This window comes from Acuticoccus sp. I52.16.1 (assembly GCF_022865125.1).
Taxonomy (GTDB): domain Bacteria; phylum Pseudomonadota; class Alphaproteobacteria; order Rhizobiales; family Amorphaceae; genus Acuticoccus.
In genome coordinates, this window is sequence record NZ_CP094828.1 from 5,040,800 (window position 1) to 5,061,160 (window position 20,361).

Genomic DNA, 20,361 nt, shown 5'->3' on the forward strand with positions numbered 1-20,361 from the left:
AAACGATCGAAGGCGGGCTCGAGTGGCAGTGCGGATTGTCGCACCCTGTGGCCTCTTCAACACGGCCGCCGCCCAATCAATCCTCTGCTTATGGCGCGGGGCGGCATCACGCTTCCATCGGGCGAGGGAGCCGGTCATGGTTGCCTCAATGCCAGCTGGAGGGTGTGGAGTGCGCGCTGTTATTAGTGCGGTTTTGGCTTTGATCGCGGTCCCGGCCATGGCGGCGGATCCGCTGCCGGAAACCGTCGCGGTCCCCGATTCCGTCCAATATCGTGACATCACGATCGACATCGGCGCCGGCGTCGGCATGGAGCCGGTGTTTCCCTCCTCCAAGCGCTACGGGCCGACAGGGTGGCCGCTGATCGCGCTGCAGTACCTGCGCCTGCCCTATTTCGGCGAGGTCGTGACGGAGGACAAGAAGCTCGCCGCCTTCTCGCTCTTCCCGTCGATCAACTTCGTCGGTGAGCGCAAGGAGGACGACGCCAACTACCTCGAAGGCATCGGCGACACCGACTTCGCGTTCGAACTCGGTGCGGGTGCGGCCTTCCGCTACGGCTTCCTGCGGGCCTTCGGCGCCGTGCGCTACGGCGTGACGGGCCACAACGGCATCGTCGGCGAGGCGGGGGTGGACGTCATCCTGCAACCGATGGAGCGCCTGGAAGTGGCCTTCGGTCCGCGCATCTCCGCCGCCAACGGCGAGTACATGGACTACTACTTCTCCGTCCCCAACAGCGCCGTCGTGCTCCAGCCCTACGAGGCGAACGGCGGCTTCAAGGACGTCGGCATCGCCGCCACCGCCTCCTACGCGCTGACCGAGAAGTGGCGTGTCCACGGCCGCCTGAAATACACCCACTTCATCGGCGAGGCGCTGGACAGCCCCATCGTCGACGCCGGCAACGACCAGGAATTCAGCGTCGGCATCGGCCTGACCTACCGCTTCACGCTCGACCTTTATTGACGCCGGAGCGGCCGTCACGCGCGCATCCACGAGGCGGCGGCCCACGGGCCGGCCGCCTTTTTCGTGCCTCAAGCCTGCGGCGGGGTGGCGGTTCCGGCCTTCTCGGCCGCGACCTGGCGGATCGCCGTCACCAGCACGTCCGCCGGTTGCGCGCCCGACACCGCATACTTGTTCTCGAGGATGAAGCACGGCACGCCCTGCACGCCGATCGCCTGGGCGTGGACGATTTCGGCCTCGGTCTCCGCAAGGTCGGCGTCGCTTGCCAGCAGCCGCTCGATCATCGCCGGATCGAGGCCGGCATCGGCCGCCGCGGCGACCAGGACGGCGGGGTCGGTCAGGTTGGCACCTTCGACGAAATAGAGCTGGAAGAGGCGCTCCACCAGCGCGTCCTGCTGCCCCTCGATCGCCGCCCAGCGAATCAGACGGTGCGCGTTCAAGGTGTTGGGCGAGCGGGTGATCTTCTCGAACGCGAAGGGGATCTCCTCCTCGTCGCCCGCGGCGCGGATCCGCTCGTAGATCTTCGCCGCCTGCTCCGGCCCGCCGAACTTCTCGGTCAGGTACTGCTGGCGGTCCTTGCCGTCGGACGGGAGGGTCGGATCGAGCTGATAGGGGCGCCAGACCACGCGCACCGTAATGTCGTCGATCTCGGCGAGCGCCTTTTCCAGGCGGCGCTTGCCGATGAAGCACCACGGGCACATGACGTCGGACACGACGTCGATGTGCAGGGGCTCGATGGCGCTGGTATCGAGTATCGTCATGGGTTGACCCACCAGGTCTCGAGTTCGAATCCGTAGAGGCTCTGAACCTCCGGATGTCCCAGGCGCGAGGCGTAGGCCACCCACTGCGCCGGCGTATGATAGAGCGGAATGACATATAGGCCCGACAGCAGAACGCGGTCGAGCGCGCGCACCGCGTCGACGAAGGCCTCACGCGATTGTGCGGCCAGCATCGCCTCGATCATCGCGTCGATCGCCGCCGACCGGGCGCCGGCGAAGTTGAACGAACCTTCCAGTCCCGCCGCCTCCCGGGACCAGCGGTTCACCTGCTCGTTGCCGGGTGAGAGGGACGCCGGCCAGTAGAAGCGGATCATGTCGAAATCGAACGACAGGAGACGGGCGTTGTACTGCGTGGAATCGACATAGCGGACCTGCATGTCGATGCCGATCGGGCGCACCAGCCGCTGGAAGGCGAGGGCCAGACGCTCGTCGTCGCGCGTGGCCACCAGCACCTCGAACGTGAACGGCTCGCCGGCCTCGTCGACGAGGCGCCGGTCGCGGATCTCCCAGCCGGCGGCGGCGAAGTAGCGCAGCGCCTCGCGCACGGCGGTGCGGTCTCTGCCCGAGCCGTCGAGCGTCGGCGGTGCCCAGCCGCCGTCCATCAAGCCCGGCAGCACGGCGCCGGGGTAGGGGGCGAGGAGGGCCTGTTCGCCGGGGCTGGCGGGGTGGCCGGGGGCGGCGAGCTCGGAGGCGGTGAAGTAGCTGTCGGTCCGGGCGAGCTGGCCGGAGAAGAGATTGGCGTTGATCCAGGGGAAGTCGAACAGGAGGTTCATCGCCGCGCGCACGTCGATGTCGTCAAACGGCGGGCGGCGGGTGTTGAAGACGAAGGCGTACATGCCGCGCGGGATACCGAGCGGGATCACCTCGCGCACCGCCCGTCCGTCGCTCATGGCGGGGAAGGTATAGCCCGTCGTCCAGCGCCCGGCGTCGCCTTCCTGGTGGAAGTCGGTGTCGCCGGCCTTGAAGGCCTCGAACATCGCCGTCTCGTCGCGGAAGAAGCGGAACACGATCTCGTCGAAATTGTAGCGCCCGGCGTTCAACGCGTGGGTCTCGCCCCAATAATCCGGGTCGCGCACGAACGTCAGGTCGCGGCCGGGATTGACGGCGCCCACCACGTAGGGCCCGGTGCCGATGGGCGGGGTGAAGGTCGTCTTGCCGAACGCCGCAACGTCGGTCGCGTGTTTCGGCAGGATCGGCATCAGGCCCAGGATCAGCGGCAGTTCGCGGTCGTTCGCGGCGGGGAAGTGGAAGGTCACGGTCCGCGCGTCCGGCGTCTCCACCGCTTCCACCTTGCCGTAGTACTGGCGCATGTAGGGCCGGCCCTCGGCGCGCAGGAGCTCGTAGGTGAAGACGACGTCCTCGGCGCTCAGCGGGTGCCCGTCCGAGAAGGCGGCGCGTTCGTCGATCGTGAAGGTGACCGAGCTGCGGTCCGGCGGGACGGAGACGTCCGACGCGAGGAAACCATAGAGCGAGAAGGGCTCGCTGGCGTTGCGCTCCAGCAGGCTCTCGTAGACGAGGTTGCCGAAGGTCGCGTCCCGCAGGCCGGGCGCGTAGGCCCCGCGCGGGATCAGGACGTTCAGATTGTCGAACGTGCCGAGCACGGAGAAGATCGCACGGCCGCCGCGCGGCGCGTCCGGATCGGCGTAGGGGAGCGGCTCGCCCCGCTCCAGCGCCACATCGCCGTGCATGGCGAGGCCGTAGTCCGCGGCGGCGGGCGTCGCGGCCAGCGCGGCGGCGAAGGCCACCAGGCCGAGGGCGCGCACAATCCGTCGTTCCATCGCCGTTTCCTTGAGCATTTGCGGTGAGACAGTCGAGGCGCGGGGCCCTGGTTCAGAAAGACGCAACAATTTTATTGGGCGATTGGCCACACGTTCTAGCCATTTTAATGCTCTCGGTCTAAGCCTTCCCACGAAAGCGCTTCACGGCCAATGGGCTGAAAGCCGCGGCCGACCCATGCTGAGTACGGGGGAAAACTTCATGCGTTTGACAAAATTGGTGGCGGCGCTGGGTCTGTCGATCGGGCTGGCCGTCCCCGCGATTCCGGCAAGCGCACAGGACGCTCAGGACGAAAATGCCTGGGTCAAGATCTGCAACAAGGACACGCAGGCCAACAAGGAGCTGTGCCTGATCACGCAGGAGCTGCGCACGCAGAACGGCCAGTTCCTCGCCTCCGCCGCGATTCGCGAGTTCGACGGCGAATCGCGCCGCAGCCTGCTGCTGTCGGTGCCGGTGGGCATGCTGATCCAGCCCGGCGTCCAGATTCAGATCGACGGGTCGCAGCCGGAACAGGCGCCCTATCAGATCTGCTTCCCGAACGCCTGTTATGCCGAGAAGACCATCGACGACGGTTTCATCTCGCGGCTGAAGCGCGGCGGCAAGATGGCGGTCAACACGATCAACCGTCAGGGCAAGCAGGTCCGCTTCGACATGACGCTGATCGGCTTCACCGCCGCCTACGACGGCGCCGGCATCGACCCGCAGGCGCTGCAACAGAAGCAGACGGACCTGCAGTCCGCGCTGGAGAAGAAGGCGCAGGAGGCCCGTGACCGGCTTCTCGCGGCCCAGCAGGACGCCGTCGAGAAGGCGGACTGATTGCCGGTGGCGTGCGGGCGGCCGGCGTGAGACCGGCGGTCCGGCCCGATGGTGATGGAGACGATGGCCGGCCCCGACGACGGGTCGGTACGGGCGAAGGTCGGCTCGGCGGGCGGACGGTGAAGCAACCGGCCGGCCGGCGGCGTTTCGCCCCTGCAATCGGGTCGCGAGGGCGCGGTTGCGGGACACGGGACAATTGAGGCATGAATCCCAATCGAGAGGGGATCGCTTGATGCGTTTTGCTATACTTGCCGCTGTGTCGGCTCTCGCGACCGCGGCGCTGCTGCCCGCCGGCGCGGCTCAGGCGCAGTCGTCCGAGGACCCGAACTGGATGAAGGTCTGCACCCAGGACCCCCGGGTGAAGAAGGACATCTGCCTGGTCACGCAGGAGCTGCGCACCGGGGGCGGGCAGGTGCTCGCCTCGGCCGCCGTGCGCGGTTTCCGCGGCGAACAGCGCCGCAGCCTGCTGATCGCGGTGCCGACCGGCATGGTGATCGAGCCGGGCGTCCAGATCCAGGTCGACGGTGGGGACGCGCAGAAGGCGGAATATCAGGTCTGCCTGGAGACCGCGTGCTGGGCCGAGCGGGCGGTGAGCGACGCCTTCATCGACAGCATGAAGAACGGCTCGACCATGCGCCTCACCGCCTACAATCGCGAGGGCAAGCAGGTCCCGTTCGACATGAGCCTCGCCGGCTTCACCACCGCCTACGACGGCGAGGCTCTGTCACCGGACAAGATCGCCGACATCACCAAGCAGCGCCAGGAGAAGCTGGAGCAGAGCCAGGAAGATTTCGCCGCCCGCCTGCGTGCCGCTCAGCGTGAGGCGCTGTCCGGCACGGGCACCGGCAACTAGGACCACATCGCCGCGGGGCGCTTGCGCCTCGCGCGCGCGGCGCGTAGTGCCGCCCAGCCGGTGCCGGGACGCCCGCGCTCGTGCGCCCAGGCGCGGCACAAAAACGACGAGAGCCGCCTGCGCTGACGCGGGCGGCTCTCGTCGTTTCGATGGGCGGTGCGCGCCCGCCGGGGCCCCGGAGGGCCGGCGGTTCCGCGGGCGGTCAGTGGAACTGGTCGAGGCGGGCGCAGTAGTTGCCGTCGCGACGGTCGAACATGTCGCTCACCTGGGGGTGGCGGACGGGCTCGCCGGTGTCGTCGGCCAGCAGGTTCTGCTCGGAGACGTAGGCGATATATTCGGTGTCGTCGTTCTCGGCGAAGAGGTGGTAGAACGGCTGATCGCGACGGGGGCGGATATCCTCGGGGATCGCCTCCCACCACTCCTCGGTATTGGAGAAGGTGGGATCGACATCGAAGATCACGCCCCGGAACGAGAACACCCGGTGGCGAACGACCTGACCCAGCTGAAACTTTGCCGTCCGAACTTTATCCATCGCCAAGCTCACATCACTACAATCTGCGGTTAATTCAGGCACTTCGGCCGTCCGCGTGCGGGCGGGTTCCAGCTCCACGTAAGGTCCACAAGCTAGGCTGCCCGTGTCGCCCCGATGCGGGTGAAGTGGCCTCAGCGCGAATGGACCGTCGCCGGTAGCCGCCGGCTCGGCCGCCGCGCTGAAGCGGGGTGCGAGCGCACGCGGCGGTGCGTTTCGTCGACCCCATCCCCGTCCAAGCGATATGAGCACGCCACACGTTGCAAACAACAACGTTCGTACCGACTAACCGTTCATTCCTCCGCACGACCCGACAAGGGCGCCGCTGCGAAGAAAACTACCGGTAAACGGTGGGGCAGGGGCGTGCAAGTGCGCCTCCCTCACGTTTCGTCACGCCATCCCCGCACGCTGGGACAAACGGTTAACTGGATGCATCCGCATCGAGCAGCGTTTTAACGCCCAACGGCCGCGCCTTGGAACGGGCCCACTTGCGGTGCGTCCACATCCACTGCTCCGGATTTGCCCGGATCCAAGTCTCGAACGCGTCGTGCAGCCGCTGCGTCGCCACCTGGACGTCGCGGTTGCGGTCCTCGGTGTGCGGCACGTCGATGATCTGGCACACGGTGCGAAAGTGCACCCCCCCTTCGCGAACCACCGCGCCGGCGACCAGCGGCCTCCCGGAGAGGCGCGCCAGCATCGCCGGCAGCGGCGTCGCGAAGGCTGGCTGGCCGAAGAATTCCACTTCGATCCCGCGCTTTTCGCGCAGATCGGCGACGATGCCGACCGCAGCGCCCTGCCGCACGAGGCCCACCAGCCGGGTCCCCAGATCGCCGCCTTTGCCGAAGAGGCCGGCAGGGTAGACCGGCTCGCGCAGGCGTCGCAGGTACCCGTCGGCAAGGGGGTTGTGGAGCGCCTGATAGACCCCCGCCAGCGACTTGCCGCCCCGATGCGCGACCGCCCCCGCGACCTCCCAATTGCCGAGGTGCGCGGTCGCCACCACGCACCCGTCACGGCAACGGTCGACCAATTCGTCGAACCCGTCCGGCAGGGTGATCCGGCTGTCGTCGGCCAGGATCGTGTCTATCTGAAATGCCTCGCCGGCGACGCGTCCCAGCTGGCGCCACATGCCCCGCGCGATGCGGTCGCGCTCGGGCTCGGACAGCTCCGGCATCGCCAGCGCCATGTGCTCCTTGGCCCGCTCGTGGCGGCTCATCAAGGGCATCAGCGCGCCCATGACCCGCCCCATCGTCCAGGAGGCGGCGTCCACCGGCACGTTGCGCAGGATCCCGCCCAGGACGCGCAGGAGCGCATATTCGGCCACATGCTGCGGCTTGACGCGTTTATTCGCCATGGTCGCGGATCACAGGGCGCGGGTCACGGGTTGGGTCCTTCGTTGATCCCGGCGGGGCCGGAGAGGGGGCGCCGACATGCCGAACACCGGCGGGCAGCGCGCCCCGTTTGGCAAGGGGATGCCCGCCCGCGCCGCAATTGTCCACAACCGAGGCGCCGGCGCGGGCGCACCGGGCGGCGGCCATGCGCAGGGCGCAACGGCGGCATAGGGCGCGGCGGGATGGTCGCGCAGCGCGCAAGCGGTTAAGTGCCACTGCCACGACACCCCAACCGGCCGGAGTCCCGCTTGAGCGAGGTCCTCTCCCTCACCACCCCGTTCTTCGGGCTGATCTTTCTCGGCTTCCTCGTCGGACGGATCGCCAAGAAGCCCTCCGGCGGCCTGGTGTGGATGAACATCTTCATCGTCTACGTCGCGTTGCCGTCGCTGTTCTTCCAGTACCTGTCGCGCATGCCGGTGGATGAATTGGGGGACGTCGTCTACGTCATGGCCGCGGCGGGGGCGACCTGGCTGGTGCTGATCTTCTGCTTCACCCTGGCGATGATCCGCACCCGCGGCGACCTCGCCTATTCCACCGTCCTCGCGTTGATCGGCGGCTACTCCAACAACGGCTACCTGGGGCCGGGCCTGGCGCTGGTCGCCATCGGGGCGGCGGCGACGGTGCCGGTGGCGCTCATCTTCTCGTTCGAGAGTACGATGTTCTTCGTCATGACGCCGGTGATGATGGCGATCGCCGGATCCACCCAGGGGACGGTGCTACAGCAGATCGGGCGCATCCTGACGCGGATCTTCACCCACCCGTTCATCCTGGCGGTCATCGCGGGGGTGACCGCGGCGATCTTCCGCTTCGAGCCGCCCGACAGCATCGATCGCCTGCTGACGATGCTCACCAACTCCGCCGCCCCGTGCGCGCTCTTTGCCATGGGAGTGACGGTGGCGTTGCAGCCGATGCCGTCCGGCCGCTCGGTGGCGGACATCTCGGTCTTCGTCGCCATCAAGCTGATCGTCCACCCGCTGGCGGCCTATCTCGTGCTGAGCGCGATGGGCGCGCCCTCGCTCTGGCTGATGAGCGCGGTGCTGCTGGCCGCGCTCCCGACCGCCACCAACGTCTTCATCCTGGCGACCCAATACGGGGTCGGCAAGGAGGAGGCGTCGAACGCGATCCTCGTCGGCACCACGCTGGCGGCGCTGACGGTGACGGGCGTCCTCTACGTGATCCGCTCCGGGATCCTCTGAGCGGTCAGGACGTGCCGAGGCCGAAGCGCATCATCGCCCGGCGCAGCGGTGCGATGCCGCGCGCGGCCGAGAGCGTCACCGCGCGCGCCGTGCTGGGGACGAACGCGCCGGTCAGCAGCGAACGGTTGAGGAGGTCGACGCTCGCGGTGCGCAACGTGACGTCGCCGCGCCGGCGGGCGTTGTAGCGCTCGGGGACGGCGGCGAGGTCGCGGTCGGCCGACGCCTGGCGCAACAGCGCCTGCAGCGTCGCGAGATCGCGGAAGCCGAGGTTGAGACCCTGCGCGCCGATCGGCGGGAAACGGTGCCCGGCCTCGCCGACCAGGACGACGCGCCCGGCCCCCATCGTCGGCGCCACGTGCCCCTCCATCGCGATGACGCCGCGCGGACCGTCGATCGCCATGCGGCCGAGGATCGCGTGGCAGCGCTTCTCGATCTCGCGGGCGAGGGGGCCGGGGTCCATCGCCGCCCGGCGCTCCGCCTCTTCCGGACGCGCCACCCATACCAGCGAGGAGCGCTCGCCCTTCAGGGGGACCAGCGTGAACGGACCGGCGGGGGTATGGAACTCGACCGAGACGTCGCCGTGCGGGCGCTCGTGGGCGAGGGTGGTGACGAACGCGCTCTGGCGGTAGGACCAGCGGCGCACGCTCATGCCGGCCGCCTCGCGCACGAACGAATCGGCGCCGTCCGCCGCGACGACGAGGGCCGCGCGCACCACCTCGCCGCCGGCGTGGATCGTCGCGCCGGCGCCGCCGGTCCCCTCGATATGGTCCGCCAGCGCGTCGATGCGCCGGATGCCGCGCACCGCCAGACGCGCGGCGAGGGCGCCGTTCAGCGCGTCGTTGGTGATGTTGTAGCCGAACGGATCCGGGCCCAGCTCGTGCGCGTCGAAGGCCACCTCGGGCGCGCGGGGCAGGTAGCCGGTCTGGTCGATCATGCGGATGGTGTTGAGCGGGGCGGCCTCCGCGGCGACGCCTTCCCACACGCCGTGCTCGTCGAGCAGGGCCACGGAGGGCATCATCAATGCCGAGGTCCGCGGGTCGTGGCCGCGCGCGGGGGCGACGAGCGCGACGGAGAACCCCGCGTCGGCGACCACGAGCGCCGCCAGTGCCCCGACCGGCCCGGCGCCGACGACCGCGACGTCGACCGTTCGGCTGGCGGAGACTTGGGGAGCGGGGTGGGCGCTGTCCATCACGTGATGTCCTTGATCGTCGGCATCGCTGTATCTAACGTCCCTGGCACGACTTCGGAGAGGAAAGATGACGCACGCCATATTGTTGGACGAACCCGGCGGGCCGGAGGTTCTCCAATGGCGCCAGATCGCCGATCCCGTCGCGGGGGAGGGCGAGCTCGTCGTGCGGCACACCGCCATCGGCCTCAACTTTCTCGACACCTATTTTCGCACGGGCCTCTACAAGGCGCCACAGGGTTATCCGCTGATCGTCGGCAGCGAGGCCGCCGGCGTCGTCGAGGCGGTCGGTCCGGGGGTCGACGACTTCGCCGTCGGGGACCGGATCGCCTACGGCTTCGCCCTCGGCGCCTATGCCGAGCGACGCACGCTCCCCGCCGCCTCCGCGCTCAAAATCCCCGACGGTGTGACCGACGAGGTCGCCGCGGCGATGATGCTGAAGGGCATGACCGCGCGCTACCTGCTGACCGAGACCTACAAGGTCGACCCGTCGACGACGCTTCTCTTCCACGCGGCGGCCGGCGGCGTCGGGTCGATCGCGGGGCAATGGGCCAAGGCGATCGGCGCGACGTCGATCGGCACCGTCGGCTCGGCGGCCAAGGCCGAGCTCGCCAAGGCGCACGGCTACACCCACGTCATCAACTACGCCGAGGAAGACTTTGTCGCCCGCGTCAAGGAGATCACCGGCGGCAAGGGCTGCGACGTGGTCTACGATTCGGTCGGCCGCGACACCTTCCCCGGCTCGCTCAAATGCCTGCGCCCGCTGGGCCTCTACGCCCTCTTCGGCCAATCCTCCGGCCCGGTCGACGACTTCAAGCTCGCCGACCTCGCCGGCAAGTCGCTGTTCGCGACACGGCCGGGGCTGGCGGTCTATGTCGGCACCCGCGAGCGGCTGGTCGCCAACGCCGCGGACGTCTTCGAGATGGTGCGCGGCGGCAAGGTGACGATCCCCGTGGAGCAGACCTTCGCGCTCGAGGACGCGGCGGAGGCGCACCGGGCGCTGGAAGGGCGGCGCACCACCGGCTCGAGCGTGCTGATCCCGTGAGTAGCACCGCCACGTCCGATCAGAGTATCGAGGCCACCGTCGCCGCCGCGCAGGGCGAGGCGGTCGCCTTCCTGCAAGCGCTCATCCAACGCCCCACCGAGAACCCGCCGGGCGAGACCGCCGAGGCGATGGAGTGGGTCGCCGCGACGCTGGAGATGCGGGGCTGGGAAGTGGAGCGCCACCCGGTCCCCAACCCGTTCGCCCGGCACTACGGCCGCAGCGAGATCACCAACGTCGTCGTGCGCCGCACCTTCGGTTCCGGCGCGGGGCCGACGATCGCGCTCGCCGCTCCGCTCGACACGCTCCCCGTCGGCACCGGCTGGCACCGCGACCCCTTCGGCGCCGAGATCAAAGACGGGCTCGTGCACGGCCGCGGCGCCCGCGATTCGAAGGCCGACCTCGCCGCATACGTCTTCGCCCTGGCCGCGCTGGACGGGCGAGAGGGGCTCTCCGGCACGGTCGAGCTGCATATTACCTGCGACGAGGAGACCGGCGGGTTCCTCGGCCCCGCTTTCCTGCTGGGCCAGGACCTCACCAAGCCCGACGCGGTCATCGCCGCGGGGACCGGGTATCAAGTGATCACCGGACAGGAGGGCGTCCTCCACCTCGAGGTGCTGCTGCGCGGGGTCCAGGCGCACGCCTCGCGGCCCCATGACGGGCACGACGCGCTGCAGGCCGCGGTGCCGATCCTCTCCATGCTCATGCGCACCCGTGCGTCGCTGCCGCATCCGCTGACGGTGGGTCTCATCGAGGGTGGGCGCGGCATCAACGTCGTGCCCGACCGGGTCCGCTTCACGGTAGACCGGCGCATCGGCAGCCACGAGGAGGCCGATGCGGTCGAGGCCGAGCTGATCGCGGCGATCGAGGCGGCGCATACCGTCCACGGCGTCGAGTTGGAATGCCGGCGCCTGCTGCTGGCCGAACCCGTCGCCCCCACCGCGCCCTCCCAGGCGCTGGCCGAGACGCTCGCCCGGCATGCCGGCGCGGCGATGGGGCAGCAGGTTCCGGTCGTCTCGGCGCCCGTCGTCAGCGGCGCACGGCACTATGCGCTGGCCGGCATCGCGACGGTGCTCTACGGCGTCGGCCCACCGATCGTGGGCGAGGGGGTCGACTTCACCGGCGACGAGAGCGTCTCCATCGACGACCTCGGCAAGGCGACCGCCGCCGTCGCGGCGACGCTCGAGGAAATGCTGTCGCGCTGAGCGGGAAGGGCCGCGAATCACGCGTCGCGGATGCGGGCTCGGCCGCTCCGTAGGCGGCGGCCGATCGCCGGTGTGCGCGAAGCGGCCGGCGAGTGGCGCCGGCCGCGCCGAGCGGCTAATCCGGGGCGACCACAGCAGGAGCGCCCCATGCGTCAGACCTTCGCTTCCGGATCCCCGTTCGAAACCGCCTTCGGCTACGCGCGCGCCGTGAAGGTGGGCGACACCGTCTACGTCGCCGGCACCATCGGCCGCGACCCCGACACCGGGACGCTGCCCGAGGACCCCGCCGCACAATACCGCAACGCCATCGGCATCATTTCGCGGGCGTTGGAGGAGGCCGGGTCGAGCATCGACGATATCGTACAGTTAACGACTTATGTCGCATCCGGCACGACCTTCACCGAGGTGATCGGTCCGCTGATGGGCGACACGTTCGGTCACATCAGGCCGACGAACACCGCACTGGTGGTGAATTTTCCCTGGCCGGGCATCGCTGTGGAGATCCAGTCGATCGCGGTGATCGGGGCCGGACCGGCCCGATCCGGGGCCTGAATCGTTACTGAAGCCCTAACGAATTGTGTGGCAAAAATGCCAACTCCTTAGCAAAGCGTTAGCGTCTCGCCGCCAATGGTATGGGCGCCTCAGCCCTCTGGAAGTAGTGTGCCGTGGTGGGCCCGGTGACTCGGCCCTCGCGAGCGGAGTAAAGACAAATGGCCTTGTCTGAGTTTTGTCGCGCTGCGACGATGGCCTTCTTGTGTGCAGCAACGCTGATGTTGGCCGGATGCGGAGGCGGGATCGAATCGCTGGACGTCCTGTCGGCCTCCGCGGACGGCGCTTCCGACGAGGACGTCACCGGCTTCAAGAAGATCGGCAAGCCCTACAAAGTGGGCGGCCGCTGGTACACGCCCAAGCACGACGAAGACTACGACAAGACCGGCAAGGCCTCCTGGTACGGCCCCCAGTTCCACGGCAAGTCGACCGCCAACGGCGAGGTCTTCGACCAGGACTCGCTGACCGCAGCGCACCCCACGCTGCCGCTTCCCTCTTATGTCCGCGTCACCGTGCTGAAGACCGGCAAATCCGCCGTCCTGCGCGTCAACGACCGCGGCCCCTTCCATCGCGGCCGCATCATCGACGTGTCGAAGGGCGCGGCGACGAAGCTCGGCTTCCGCGCCGCCGGCTCGGCGAAGGTGCGGGTCGAGTATCTCGGCGAGGCGCCCGTCGGCGGCGGTGACAAGGAGACGCTGGTCGCCGAATCGAAGTTCGGCAAATCGTCGTCGAAATCCCTGGCGAACTACCTGTTCGGCAGCGATGACGACGACGAGGAAGAGGGCAAGGTCGAGGTTCGCCTCGCGTCCGCCAAGCCCGCCGGTAAGGACGAGCAGGACGCGCGCAACAATCCTCTGCGCGCGCAGCCGGAGCGCAGCAACGATTCGAACCTGCCGGGCGTGAACCTGCGCTCCTACAAGCCGGCGATGCTGACCGCCTCGGTCCAGCCCAGCGCCGTGCAGGCCTACCAGGCCGAGATCCGCAAGGAGAGCGGCGGCGGCGGCGCGGTGGAGGCGGTGATCGCCATGAACGAGCCCGTCGGCTCGCTCGAAGAGGAAGAGATCGTCCCCAGCACGGCCGCTGTCGCCACCGTGTCGGAGGAGACGGTCGCCGCCAGCCAGTCCCGCGTGACCGGCGCCTTCGACATGTTCGGCGCCGCACCCAGTGACGCCGCCGCCACGGCCGGCGGCGAAACCACGGCCGCATTGCAGGGCGCCGGCACCTCGGAGTAACGTCCGGGCGGTCGAGCTCGGGGCGGGATTTGGTGAAGGGCGCGTTCGTAACCTTCGAAGGCGGTGACGGTGCCGGCAAGTCGACCCAGGCGCGCCGTCTGGCCGTCACGCTGCGCGCCAAGGGCCGCACCGTGACGCTGACGCGAGAGCCCGGCGGCTCCCCGTGGGCCGAGCGGCTGCGCGCGGCGCTCCTGTCCGAGCATGGCGCGGAGCTGAGCCCGGCGGAGCAGGCGCTGTTGTTCGCCGCCGCCCGAGCCGACCACGTGGACACCTTGATCGCCCCCGCGCTCGCCGCCGGCCACGTCGTCATCTGCGACCGCTTCGCCGATTCGACCGAGGCCTACCAGGGCGCCGCCGGGGTCTCCGCGGCACGCCTCGCCACCCTCGGCGCGCTGGTCGTTGGCGACACCGTGCCCGACCTGACGATCGTGCTCGACTGCCCGGCCGACATCGGCCATGTGCGCACCGCGCGCCGCGGCGGCGCCGACCCGTTCGACCGTGCCGAGACGCAGATCCGGGAGAGACGCCGGCAGGCTTTCCTCGCGATCGCGGCGCGCGAACCAGGGCGCTGCGCCGTGGTAGACGCCACGCAGCCGGCCGATATCGTCGCCGACCGCATCTGGCGCATCGCCAGCGAGCGGCTCGCCCTGCTTCAGGCCGCGTGAGCCGCGCCCGCTGATGGCCAGAGCCCCCCGCGCGCCCAAGCCCATGGAAGGCGCGCCCGCCGAACCGGACATGCTGGACAATGCCCCGCCACCGCGTGAGGCGCAGACCCTCGTCGGCCACGGTGAGGCGGTGGGCCGGCTGATGGAGGCGTTCGCCGCCGGCACCCCGCCGCAGGCGATCCTGCTGGAAGGGCCGCGCGGGATCGGCAAGGCGACGCTCGCCTTCCGTCTGGCGCGGGCGCTCCTGAGTACGCTCCCCGGCCAGCCGCTGCCCGACGACCTGTGGGACGATCCGCAGAGCCGCACGGCGCATCAGGTCGCCGCCGGAACGCACCCCGGCCTCGTCCACCTGACGCGGCCCTGGGACGAGAAGGGCAAGAAATTCAAGAGCGAGCTGACCGTCGACGAGGTGCGCCGCATCGTCCCGTTCCTGGGATCGACCGCGGCGGACGGCGGCTGGCGCGTCGTCATCGTCGACGCGGTGGACGACATGAACATCAACGCCTCCAACGCGCTCCTCAAGGCGCTGGAGGAGCCGCCGCGGCGCACGCTCTTCATCCTCGTCGCCCACGTCTCCGGCCGGGTCATGGCGACCATCCGCTCGCGCTGCCGCGCCATCCGCATGCGTCCGCTCAGCGAGGACGAGGTGAGGGGGGCCCTCAACGCGCTCAGAGCCGACCCGTCGACCGCCAAGCTGGGCGAGGGCTCGGTTCGCCGCGCGCTCGGCCTCGCCAACGCGGGGGCGGACGTGGTGCGCTCGGCGCAGCGGCTGCTCGCGCCGTCGATGGTGCGGGACATCCGGGCGCAACACCAGCTCGCCGAGATGGCCGCCCAGCGCCGCGACGACGCGTTCGCGACGGTCCTGGAGCTGGTGCTCGACGCCATTGCCGGGCGCGCCAAACACGGGGCAGGGCGCTTGCCCCTCCCCGCGCTGGACACCTACGCCGCGCTCTACCTCTCCGTGACGGACGACCGCCGGCGCATCGAGGTCTTCAACCTCGACCGCAAGGAAATGGTGCTGGCCGTGCTGTCGCGCCTCTCGGCCGCGGACAAGGCGGCTGGTCTGACTTGACATTGCCGCCCACGGGGGCAGAAGCATCGCGCCATGAGCCAGCAGTTCACCATCACGACGGCGATCTCGTACCCGAACGGGGCGCCCCACATCGGCCACGCCTACGAGCTGATCGCTACCGACGCGATCGCCCGGTTCAAGCGTCTCGACGGCTACACCGTCCATTTCTCGACCGGCACCGACGAGCACGGCCAGAAGATGGTGGAGACCGCGGCCAAGGAAGGGATCCCGGTCGCCGAACTCGCCGACCGCAACACCGGCCTCTTCCGCAAGATGGCCGAGGTGCTGGGCTCCAGCCACGACGACTTCATCTCCACCCGCGAGCCGCGCCACATCGAGGCGAGCCAGGCGATCTGGGAGAAGATGGTCGCCGCGGGCGACATCTACCTCGGCAACTACGGCGGCTGGTACTCGGTCCGCGACGAAGCGTTCTTCGGCGAAAACGAGCTGACGGAGAAGGACGGGCAGAAGTTCGCCCCCACCGGCGCTCCGGTCGCATGGATGGAAGAGCCGTCCTACTTCTTCCGCCTGTCCGCCTTCCAGGACCGCCTGCTGGCGCTCTACGACGAGAACCTGGACTTCATCGCCCCCGCGACGCGGCGCAACGAGGTGGTGGCGTTCGTCAAATCCGGCCTCAAGGACCTCTCCATCTCGCGCACGACGATGGACTGGGGCGTTCCGGTGCCGGGCGACCCGGACCACGTGATGTACGTGTGGGTCGACGCGCTGACCAACTACATCACCTCCTGCGGCTTCCCCGCCGAACCGGAGCGCTTCGCGGCCCAGTGGCCGGCGGACCTCCACGTCATCGGCAAGGACATCATCCGCTTCCACACCATCTACTGGCCGGCCTTCCTGATGAGCGCGGGGCTGGCGCTCCCCAAACGGGTCTTCGGCCACGGCTTCCTCTACAATGCCGGCGAGAAGATGAGTAAGTCGATCGGCAACGTGCTCGATCCGTTCGACCTCGTCGAGGCGTTCGGGCTCGACCCGCTGCGCCACTATCTCCTGCGCGAGGTGCCGTTCGGCCAGGACGGCAACTACTCGGTCGAGGGCTTCATCAACCGCGTCAACGCCGACCTCGCCAACGACATCGGCAACCTGGCGCAGCGGTCGCTGTCGATGATCGCCAAGCACTGCGACGGCGCGATGCCGGCGTTCGAACCGCTGGCGCCGCAGGACGAAGCGCTGCTCGAGCGGGTGAGGGCGCTCCCCGACATCTGCCGCAAGGCGGTGGACCAGCAGGCGCTGCACCAGGCGCTGGCGGCGATCTTCGAGGTCGTGTCCGAGGCGAATCGCTACTTCGCCGGCGAGGCGCCCTGGGCGCTGCGCAAGACCGACCCGGCGCGCATGGCCGTCGTCCTCGCCGTCACGGCCGAAGCGCTGCGCTGGTTCGCGATCCTGCTCCTGCCGTTCGTCCCGACGACGGCGAGCGCGCTCCTCGATCTTCTCGCCGTCCCCGAGGGTGCCCGCACGATCGAGTGGCTGCCGCGCGCGGTCCCCGCCGGGACGCCGCTGCCGGCGCCCACACCCATCGTCCCCAAATTGGAAGAGCCGGCCGCGTGAGGCTCGTCGACAGCCACTGCCACCTCGACTTCCCCGACTTCGAAGACCTCCCGCCGTTCCTAGAGCGGGCGCGCGCGCGCGGTGTCGAGCGGTTCGTCACCATCTCCACCCGCATGAAGACGTTCGACGGGCTGCGGCGCATCGTGGCCGCGCACGAGGACGTCTACTGCTCGGTCGGTGTCCACTGCCTCAACGCCCACGAGGAGCCGGACGTGACGACCGAGGCGCTCATCGCCGCCGCGCGGGAGCCGAAGGTCGTCGCGATCGGCGAGGCGGGCCTCGACTACCACTACACGATCGAGACGCGCGACATTCAGGAGGTCGGCTTCCGCCGTCACATCGCCGCCAGCCGCGAGACCGGGCTGCCGATGGTGATCCACGCGCGCGAGGCCGACGCGGACATCGCCGCCATCCTGGAGGAGGAGACGGGGAAGGGCGGCTTCCCGTTCGTCCTGCATTGCTTCTCGTCCGGCATGGAGCTGGCCGAGCGCGGGCTGGCGCTCGGCGGCTACCTCTCGTTTTCCGGCATCGCGACGTTCAAGACCGCCGAGACGATCCGCGACGTCGCCCGGATGGTCCCGCCCGAGCGCATGCTGGTGGAGACCGACGCGCCGTATCTCGCGCCGCCGCCGCACCGCGGCAAGCGCAACGAGCCGGCCTTCGTGGCCGACACCGCGGCCCACCTCGCCGAGACTCTGGGCCTGTCCGCCGAGGAGCTGGGCGCGCGCACCACGGAGAATTTCTACCGCCTGTTCACCAAGGTTCCGGCGCCGGTGACCGGCTGATGACGATCCGCGTCACGATCCTGGGCTGCGGCTCGTCCGGCGGCGTGCCGCGCGTCGGCGGCGAATGGGGCGCATGCGACCCGGCCAACCCCAAGAACCGCCGCCGCCGCTGCGCGCTGCTGGTCGAGCGTATCAGCGCCGCCGGCACCACCCGCGTCCTGATCGACACCGGACCCGACATGCGCGAGCAGCTCCTGTCGGCCGACGTGGGCGATCTCGACGCGGTCGCCTATACCCACGCGCACGCCGACCACCTGCACGGGATCGACGACCTGCGCGGCCTGGCACTGGCACATCACAAGCGGGTCGACGTCTACATGGACGAAAGCACGCTGGAACGCGCGCGCGAGGCGTTCGGCTACTGCTTCAACGGCGCCAAGGGCTATCCGCCGATCCTCGACGCGCACGTCATCGTGCCGGGCGAGCCGCTGGACGTCGAGGGTGCGGGCGGCACGCTGAGGCTGACACCGTTCGCCCAGCATCACGGGCGGATCACCTCGCTGGGCTTTCGCATCGGCGACCTCGCATATTCCAGCGACCTGCACGACCTTCCGGCCGAATCGCTGCCGCTGCTGCGCGGCCTCGAAGTCTGGATCGTCGACGCGCTGCGCCATACCGCGCACTCCAGCCACTTCACGGTGGAAGAGGCGCTCGAGTGGTCCGAACGCATCGGCACCCGCCGCGCGGTGCTGACGAACCTGCACCACGACCTCGATTACGAGATGCTGAACCGATCGATCCCCGACTGGGCCGAGCCGGCCTACGACATGATGGTGCTGGAACTCACCCCCGCCTCGTGACCGCTCCCCATCGCCGTTCCATAATCCGCCTTATACGACCGATGGAGACGCGGGAACGCACCCGGTGCCCGCGCCGTTCCTGACCGCGCCGTCGTGGCGGCCGTCGTGGCGCCGGACACCGCGCCGATAAGGACTCGCGGCGCCCCCCAGGACGTCGTATCTCAACGCTAAACCGCCGGAGGCAGAGCGTGACGGCACCCATCGATCGGCTGCGCGGGATCATGGCGCGGCTCAGAGACCCCGACAGCGGCTGTGCCTGGGACCTGGCGCAGACCTACGAGACGATCGCGCCGTACACGATCGAGGAGGCCTACGAGGTGGCCGACGCGATCGAGCGCGGCAGCCTCGACGACCTGAAGGACGAGCTGGGCGACCTCCTCTTGCAGGTCGTCTTCTACGCGCAGATGGCGGCCGAGCGGGGCGACTTCGCTTTCGACGACGTTTGCGACGCCATCAGCGAGAAATTGATCCGCCGCCACCCGCATATCTTCGCCGACGGACCGGCCAGGACGCCGGACGAGATCAAGGCGATGTGGGACATCATCAAGGCCGAGGAGCGCGCCGGCAAGCCGAGCGGCATCCTGGACGACGTGCCGGTGAACTTCCCGCCGCTCGCCCGGGCGCAGAAGCTGCAGAAGCGGATGGCGAAGGTCGGCTTCGACTGGCCGGACGCCAACGGCGTGGTCGACAAGGTGTCGGAGGAGCTGGAGGAGTTCGCCTCGGCCGTGCGCGCGGGTGACGAGGGCGAAATGGAGGCCGAATTCGGCGACCTCCTCTTCACGCTGGTCAACTACGCGCGCCACCTCGACATCGACGCCGACGCGGCGCTGCGCGGCGCCAACGCCCGCTTCGCCGCCCGCGTGCGCCACATGGATGCCGCCGTCCGCGCCGAGGGGCACACGCTGTCCGAGCTCGACCTCGACGCGCTGGAGGCCCGCTGGCGCGAAGCCAAAGCCAGCGCCGCCCCCCCTACTTCATAAGCCGAGCACACCCCACCCCCGGCCTCGAGGTGCGCGGCGGAGGGAGCGCGAGGGGGGAACTCCCCTCGCACCGGCGCCACCCCAAGCCGGGGCCTGCGCGAGGAGCGACGGCCTACCTCGGGCGGCGCGCCAACTGGCGTTGCTGGAAGGCGTGCATCATGCGGTTGGGTTCGTCGGTCTCGTAGGCGGAAACGAACGAATCGATGCCGGCGGCGATGGCCTGGTCCATCGTCGACTTCTCCCAGCGGCGCATGAGCTGCTTCTGCAAGGCGACGGCGCGCGGGCCTGACGCGATGATCCCGGAGAGCCAGCGGTCTACCGCGCCGTCCAGTTCGCCCACGTCCGGGCTCAGCGACTGCAGGTAGCCCATGGCGCGCGCCTCCGGGGCTTTGACGGTGGCGCCGGTAAACAGCAGCTCGCACGTCTTGCCCCAGCCGATCAGACCCGGCAGCAACGCCGCCTCGATCACCGACGGGATGCCGACCCGCACCTCCGGCATGCCGAAGAGCGAGCGCTCGGTGGCCGCGCGCATGTCGCACGCGGCGGCGATCTCCATGCCGCCCCCCAGGCAGAACCCGTCGATCCGGGCGATCACCGGCACCTCCACCTCGCGGATGCTGGCGCAGACCGCGTGCAGGGCGGTGATGAAGGTGCGCGCGCTGGCACAGTCGAATTCGGCCATCGCGCTGATGTCGGCACCGCCGATGAACGCGCGCTCGCCGGCGCCGGTGAGGACGATGGCGCGGACATCCCGGGCCGTCGCCGCCTCGTGCATGCGCGTGACGAAGTGTTCGCACATCGCCGGCGTCATGATGTTCAGCTTCGCCGGGTTGTCGATGACGACCCTCGCGACCGCCCCGCCCTCACGCGGCTCGATGTCGAGGGCGACGGTCCCTTCCCCCTCGGCGATTGCGTCGTTCATGGCATCCTCCAGCGTCCGATTTTGCCCCCACCATAGAGCCGAACGCGGGCCGACGGCACGCGAAG

General features: G+C 69.5%; 20 protein-coding genes. 14 read left to right on the forward strand and 6 right to left on the reverse strand.

Going from position 1 to position 20,361, the window contains the following annotated elements:
• The first annotated feature begins 217 nt into the window (after positions 1 to 217).
• Entirely contained in the window at positions 218 to 958 is a 741-nt protein-coding gene (locus MRB58_RS22570) for a MipA/OmpV family protein (RefSeq protein ID WP_244779383.1), read from the forward strand.
• Positions 959 to 1,026: 68 nt separating this feature from the next.
• Here MRB58_RS22570 and MRB58_RS22575 read toward each other — a convergent pair whose 3' ends face one another.
• Positions 1,027 to 1,716 (reverse strand): DsbA family oxidoreductase, encoded by a 690-nt coding sequence (locus MRB58_RS22575; RefSeq protein WP_244779384.1) that lies wholly within the window; start codon positions 1,714 to 1,716, stop codon positions 1,027 to 1,029.
• Positions 1,713 to 3,512, reverse strand: coding sequence for an extracellular solute-binding protein (locus MRB58_RS22580; protein WP_244779386.1), 1,800 nt, complete (start codon positions 3,510 to 3,512; stop codon positions 1,713 to 1,715). The genes MRB58_RS22575 and MRB58_RS22580 overlap by 4 nt, the downstream gene beginning before the upstream one ends.
• Before the next feature lie 199 nt (positions 3,513 to 3,711).
• On the opposite strand from MRB58_RS22580, the gene MRB58_RS22585 reads away from it, so the two are divergent.
• On the forward strand, positions 3,712 to 4,326 hold the full coding sequence (locus MRB58_RS22585) for an invasion associated locus B family protein (RefSeq protein ID WP_244779387.1): 615 nt from the start codon (positions 3,712 to 3,714) through the stop codon (positions 4,324 to 4,326).
• A 232-nt stretch (positions 4,327 to 4,558) separates the two neighbouring features.
• Positions 4,559 to 5,179 (forward strand): invasion associated locus B family protein, encoded by a 621-nt coding sequence (locus tag MRB58_RS22590; RefSeq protein WP_244782084.1) that lies wholly within the window; start codon positions 4,559 to 4,561, stop codon positions 5,177 to 5,179.
• Between the two features lie 202 nt (positions 5,180 to 5,381).
• On the opposite strand, the gene hspQ is transcribed toward MRB58_RS22590, so the two are convergent.
• Both hspQ and MRB58_RS22600 read right to left on the reverse strand, forming a co-directional pair.
• Positions 5,382 to 5,711 carry a heat shock protein HspQ gene (gene hspQ / locus MRB58_RS22595; RefSeq protein ID WP_244779388.1) on the reverse strand — a complete coding sequence of 110 codons (330 nt, stop codon included), beginning with the start codon at positions 5,709 to 5,711 and terminating at the stop codon, positions 5,382 to 5,384.
• Between the two features lie 418 nt (positions 5,712 to 6,129).
• On the reverse strand, positions 6,130 to 7,059 hold the full coding sequence (locus MRB58_RS22600; protein WP_244779389.1) for a lysophospholipid acyltransferase family protein: 930 nt from the start codon (positions 7,057 to 7,059) through the stop codon (positions 6,130 to 6,132).
• A gap of 285 nt (positions 7,060 to 7,344) precedes the next feature.
• On the opposite strand from MRB58_RS22600, the gene MRB58_RS22605 reads away from it, so the two are divergent.
• Positions 7,345 to 8,292 carry an AEC family transporter gene (locus MRB58_RS22605; RefSeq protein WP_244779390.1) on the forward strand — a complete coding sequence of 316 codons (948 nt, stop codon included), beginning with the start codon at positions 7,345 to 7,347 and terminating at the stop codon, positions 8,290 to 8,292.
• A 4-nt stretch (positions 8,293 to 8,296) separates the two neighbouring features.
• On the opposite strand, the gene MRB58_RS22610 is transcribed toward MRB58_RS22605, so the two are convergent.
• Positions 8,297 to 9,481 (reverse strand): FAD-dependent monooxygenase, encoded by a 1,185-nt coding sequence (locus tag MRB58_RS22610; protein ID WP_244779391.1) that lies wholly within the window; start codon positions 9,479 to 9,481, stop codon positions 8,297 to 8,299.
• Between the two features lie 67 nt (positions 9,482 to 9,548).
• Here MRB58_RS22610 and MRB58_RS22615 point away from each other — a divergent pair, with 67 nt between their 5' ends.
• From MRB58_RS22615 to mazG, 10 genes are all read left to right on the forward strand, one after another.
• Positions 9,549 to 10,523: a quinone oxidoreductase gene (locus tag MRB58_RS22615; protein WP_244779392.1), complete on the forward strand. Its 975-nt coding sequence runs from the start codon at positions 9,549 to 9,551 to the stop codon at positions 10,521 to 10,523.
• Positions 10,520 to 11,725: a M20/M25/M40 family metallo-hydrolase gene (locus MRB58_RS22620; protein ID WP_244779393.1), complete on the forward strand. Its 1,206-nt coding sequence runs from the start codon at positions 10,520 to 10,522 to the stop codon at positions 11,723 to 11,725. The genes MRB58_RS22615 and MRB58_RS22620 overlap by 4 nt, the downstream gene beginning before the upstream one ends.
• 147 nt (positions 11,726 to 11,872) lie before the next feature.
• The gene (locus MRB58_RS22625; protein WP_244779394.1) at positions 11,873 to 12,277 is read left to right on the forward strand and encodes a Rid family hydrolase; all 405 of its coding nucleotides are present in this window, start codon (positions 11,873 to 11,875) and stop codon (positions 12,275 to 12,277) included.
• Between the two features lie 200 nt (positions 12,278 to 12,477).
• On the forward strand, positions 12,478 to 13,506 hold the full coding sequence (locus MRB58_RS22630; RefSeq protein ID WP_244779395.1) for a septal ring lytic transglycosylase RlpA family protein: 1,029 nt from the start codon (positions 12,478 to 12,480) through the stop codon (positions 13,504 to 13,506).
• A gap of 32 nt (positions 13,507 to 13,538) precedes the next feature.
• Positions 13,539 to 14,171, forward strand: a complete 633-nt coding sequence (tmk, locus tag MRB58_RS22635; protein WP_244779396.1) for a dTMP kinase — start codon at positions 13,539 to 13,541, stop codon at positions 14,169 to 14,171.
• Between the two features lie 13 nt (positions 14,172 to 14,184).
• The gene (locus MRB58_RS22640; protein WP_244779397.1) at positions 14,185 to 15,243 is read left to right on the forward strand and encodes a DNA polymerase III subunit delta'; all 1,059 of its coding nucleotides are present in this window, start codon (positions 14,185 to 14,187) and stop codon (positions 15,241 to 15,243) included.
• A 33-nt stretch (positions 15,244 to 15,276) separates the two neighbouring features.
• Positions 15,277 to 16,809, forward strand: coding sequence for a methionine--tRNA ligase (gene metG / locus MRB58_RS22645; RefSeq protein WP_244779398.1), 1,533 nt, complete (start codon positions 15,277 to 15,279; stop codon positions 16,807 to 16,809).
• Positions 16,806 to 17,594 carry a TatD family hydrolase gene (locus tag MRB58_RS22650; protein ID WP_244779399.1) on the forward strand — a complete coding sequence of 263 codons (789 nt, stop codon included), beginning with the start codon at positions 16,806 to 16,808 and terminating at the stop codon, positions 17,592 to 17,594. The genes metG and MRB58_RS22650 overlap by 4 nt, the downstream gene beginning before the upstream one ends.
• Positions 17,594 to 18,394, forward strand: a complete 801-nt coding sequence (locus tag MRB58_RS22655; RefSeq protein WP_244779400.1) for an MBL fold metallo-hydrolase — start codon at positions 17,594 to 17,596, stop codon at positions 18,392 to 18,394. The genes MRB58_RS22650 and MRB58_RS22655 overlap by 1 nt, the downstream gene beginning before the upstream one ends.
• A gap of 188 nt (positions 18,395 to 18,582) precedes the next feature.
• Positions 18,583 to 19,374, forward strand: a complete 792-nt coding sequence (gene mazG, locus MRB58_RS22660) for a nucleoside triphosphate pyrophosphohydrolase (RefSeq protein WP_244779402.1) — start codon at positions 18,583 to 18,585, stop codon at positions 19,372 to 19,374.
• 112 nt (positions 19,375 to 19,486) lie between these two features.
• Here the strand turns inward: mazG and MRB58_RS22665 are convergent, their stop codons facing one another.
• Positions 19,487 to 20,296 (reverse strand): enoyl-CoA hydratase, encoded by an 810-nt coding sequence (locus MRB58_RS22665; protein WP_244779404.1) that lies wholly within the window; start codon positions 20,294 to 20,296, stop codon positions 19,487 to 19,489.
• Positions 20,297 to 20,361: the final 65 nt, after the last annotated feature.

Bases quoted from the DNA above. Each gene is read 5' to 3' on its own strand.
- MRB58_RS22625 (WP_244779394.1), top strand. From the start codon at position 11,873: ATGCGTCAGACCTTCGCTTCCGGATCCCCGTTCGAAACCGCCTTCGGC.
- MRB58_RS22580 (WP_244779386.1), bottom strand. From the start codon at position 3,512: ATGGAACGACGGATTGTGCGCGCCCTCGGCCTGGTGGCCTTCGCCGCC.
- MRB58_RS22665 (WP_244779404.1), bottom strand. From the start codon at position 20,296: ATGAACGACGCAATCGCCGAGGGGGAAGGGACCGTCGCCCTCGACATC.
- MRB58_RS22615 (WP_244779392.1), top strand. From the start codon at position 9,549: ATGACGCACGCCATATTGTTGGACGAACCCGGCGGGCCGGAGGTTCTC.
- MRB58_RS22570 (WP_244779383.1), top strand. From the start codon at position 218: ATGGCGGCGGATCCGCTGCCGGAAACCGTCGCGGTCCCCGATTCCGTC.
- MRB58_RS22575 (WP_244779384.1), bottom strand. From the start codon at position 1,716: ATGACGATACTCGATACCAGCGCCATCGAGCCCCTGCACATCGACGTC.
- MRB58_RS22655 (WP_244779400.1), top strand. From the start codon at position 17,594: ATGACGATCCGCGTCACGATCCTGGGCTGCGGCTCGTCCGGCGGCGTG.
- metG (WP_244779398.1), top strand. From the start codon at position 15,277: ATGAGCCAGCAGTTCACCATCACGACGGCGATCTCGTACCCGAACGGG.
- MRB58_RS22610 (WP_244779391.1), bottom strand. From the start codon at position 9,481: ATGGACAGCGCCCACCCCGCTCCCCAAGTCTCCGCCAGCCGAACGGTC.
- MRB58_RS22640 (WP_244779397.1), top strand. From the start codon at position 14,185: ATGGCCAGAGCCCCCCGCGCGCCCAAGCCCATGGAAGGCGCGCCCGCC.
- hspQ (WP_244779388.1), bottom strand. From the start codon at position 5,711: ATGGATAAAGTTCGGACGGCAAAGTTTCAGCTGGGTCAGGTCGTTCGC.
- MRB58_RS22590 (WP_244782084.1), top strand. From the start codon at position 4,559: ATGCGTTTTGCTATACTTGCCGCTGTGTCGGCTCTCGCGACCGCGGCG.
- MRB58_RS22600 (WP_244779389.1), bottom strand. From the start codon at position 7,059: ATGGCGAATAAACGCGTCAAGCCGCAGCATGTGGCCGAATATGCGCTC.
- MRB58_RS22585 (WP_244779387.1), top strand. From the start codon at position 3,712: ATGCGTTTGACAAAATTGGTGGCGGCGCTGGGTCTGTCGATCGGGCTG.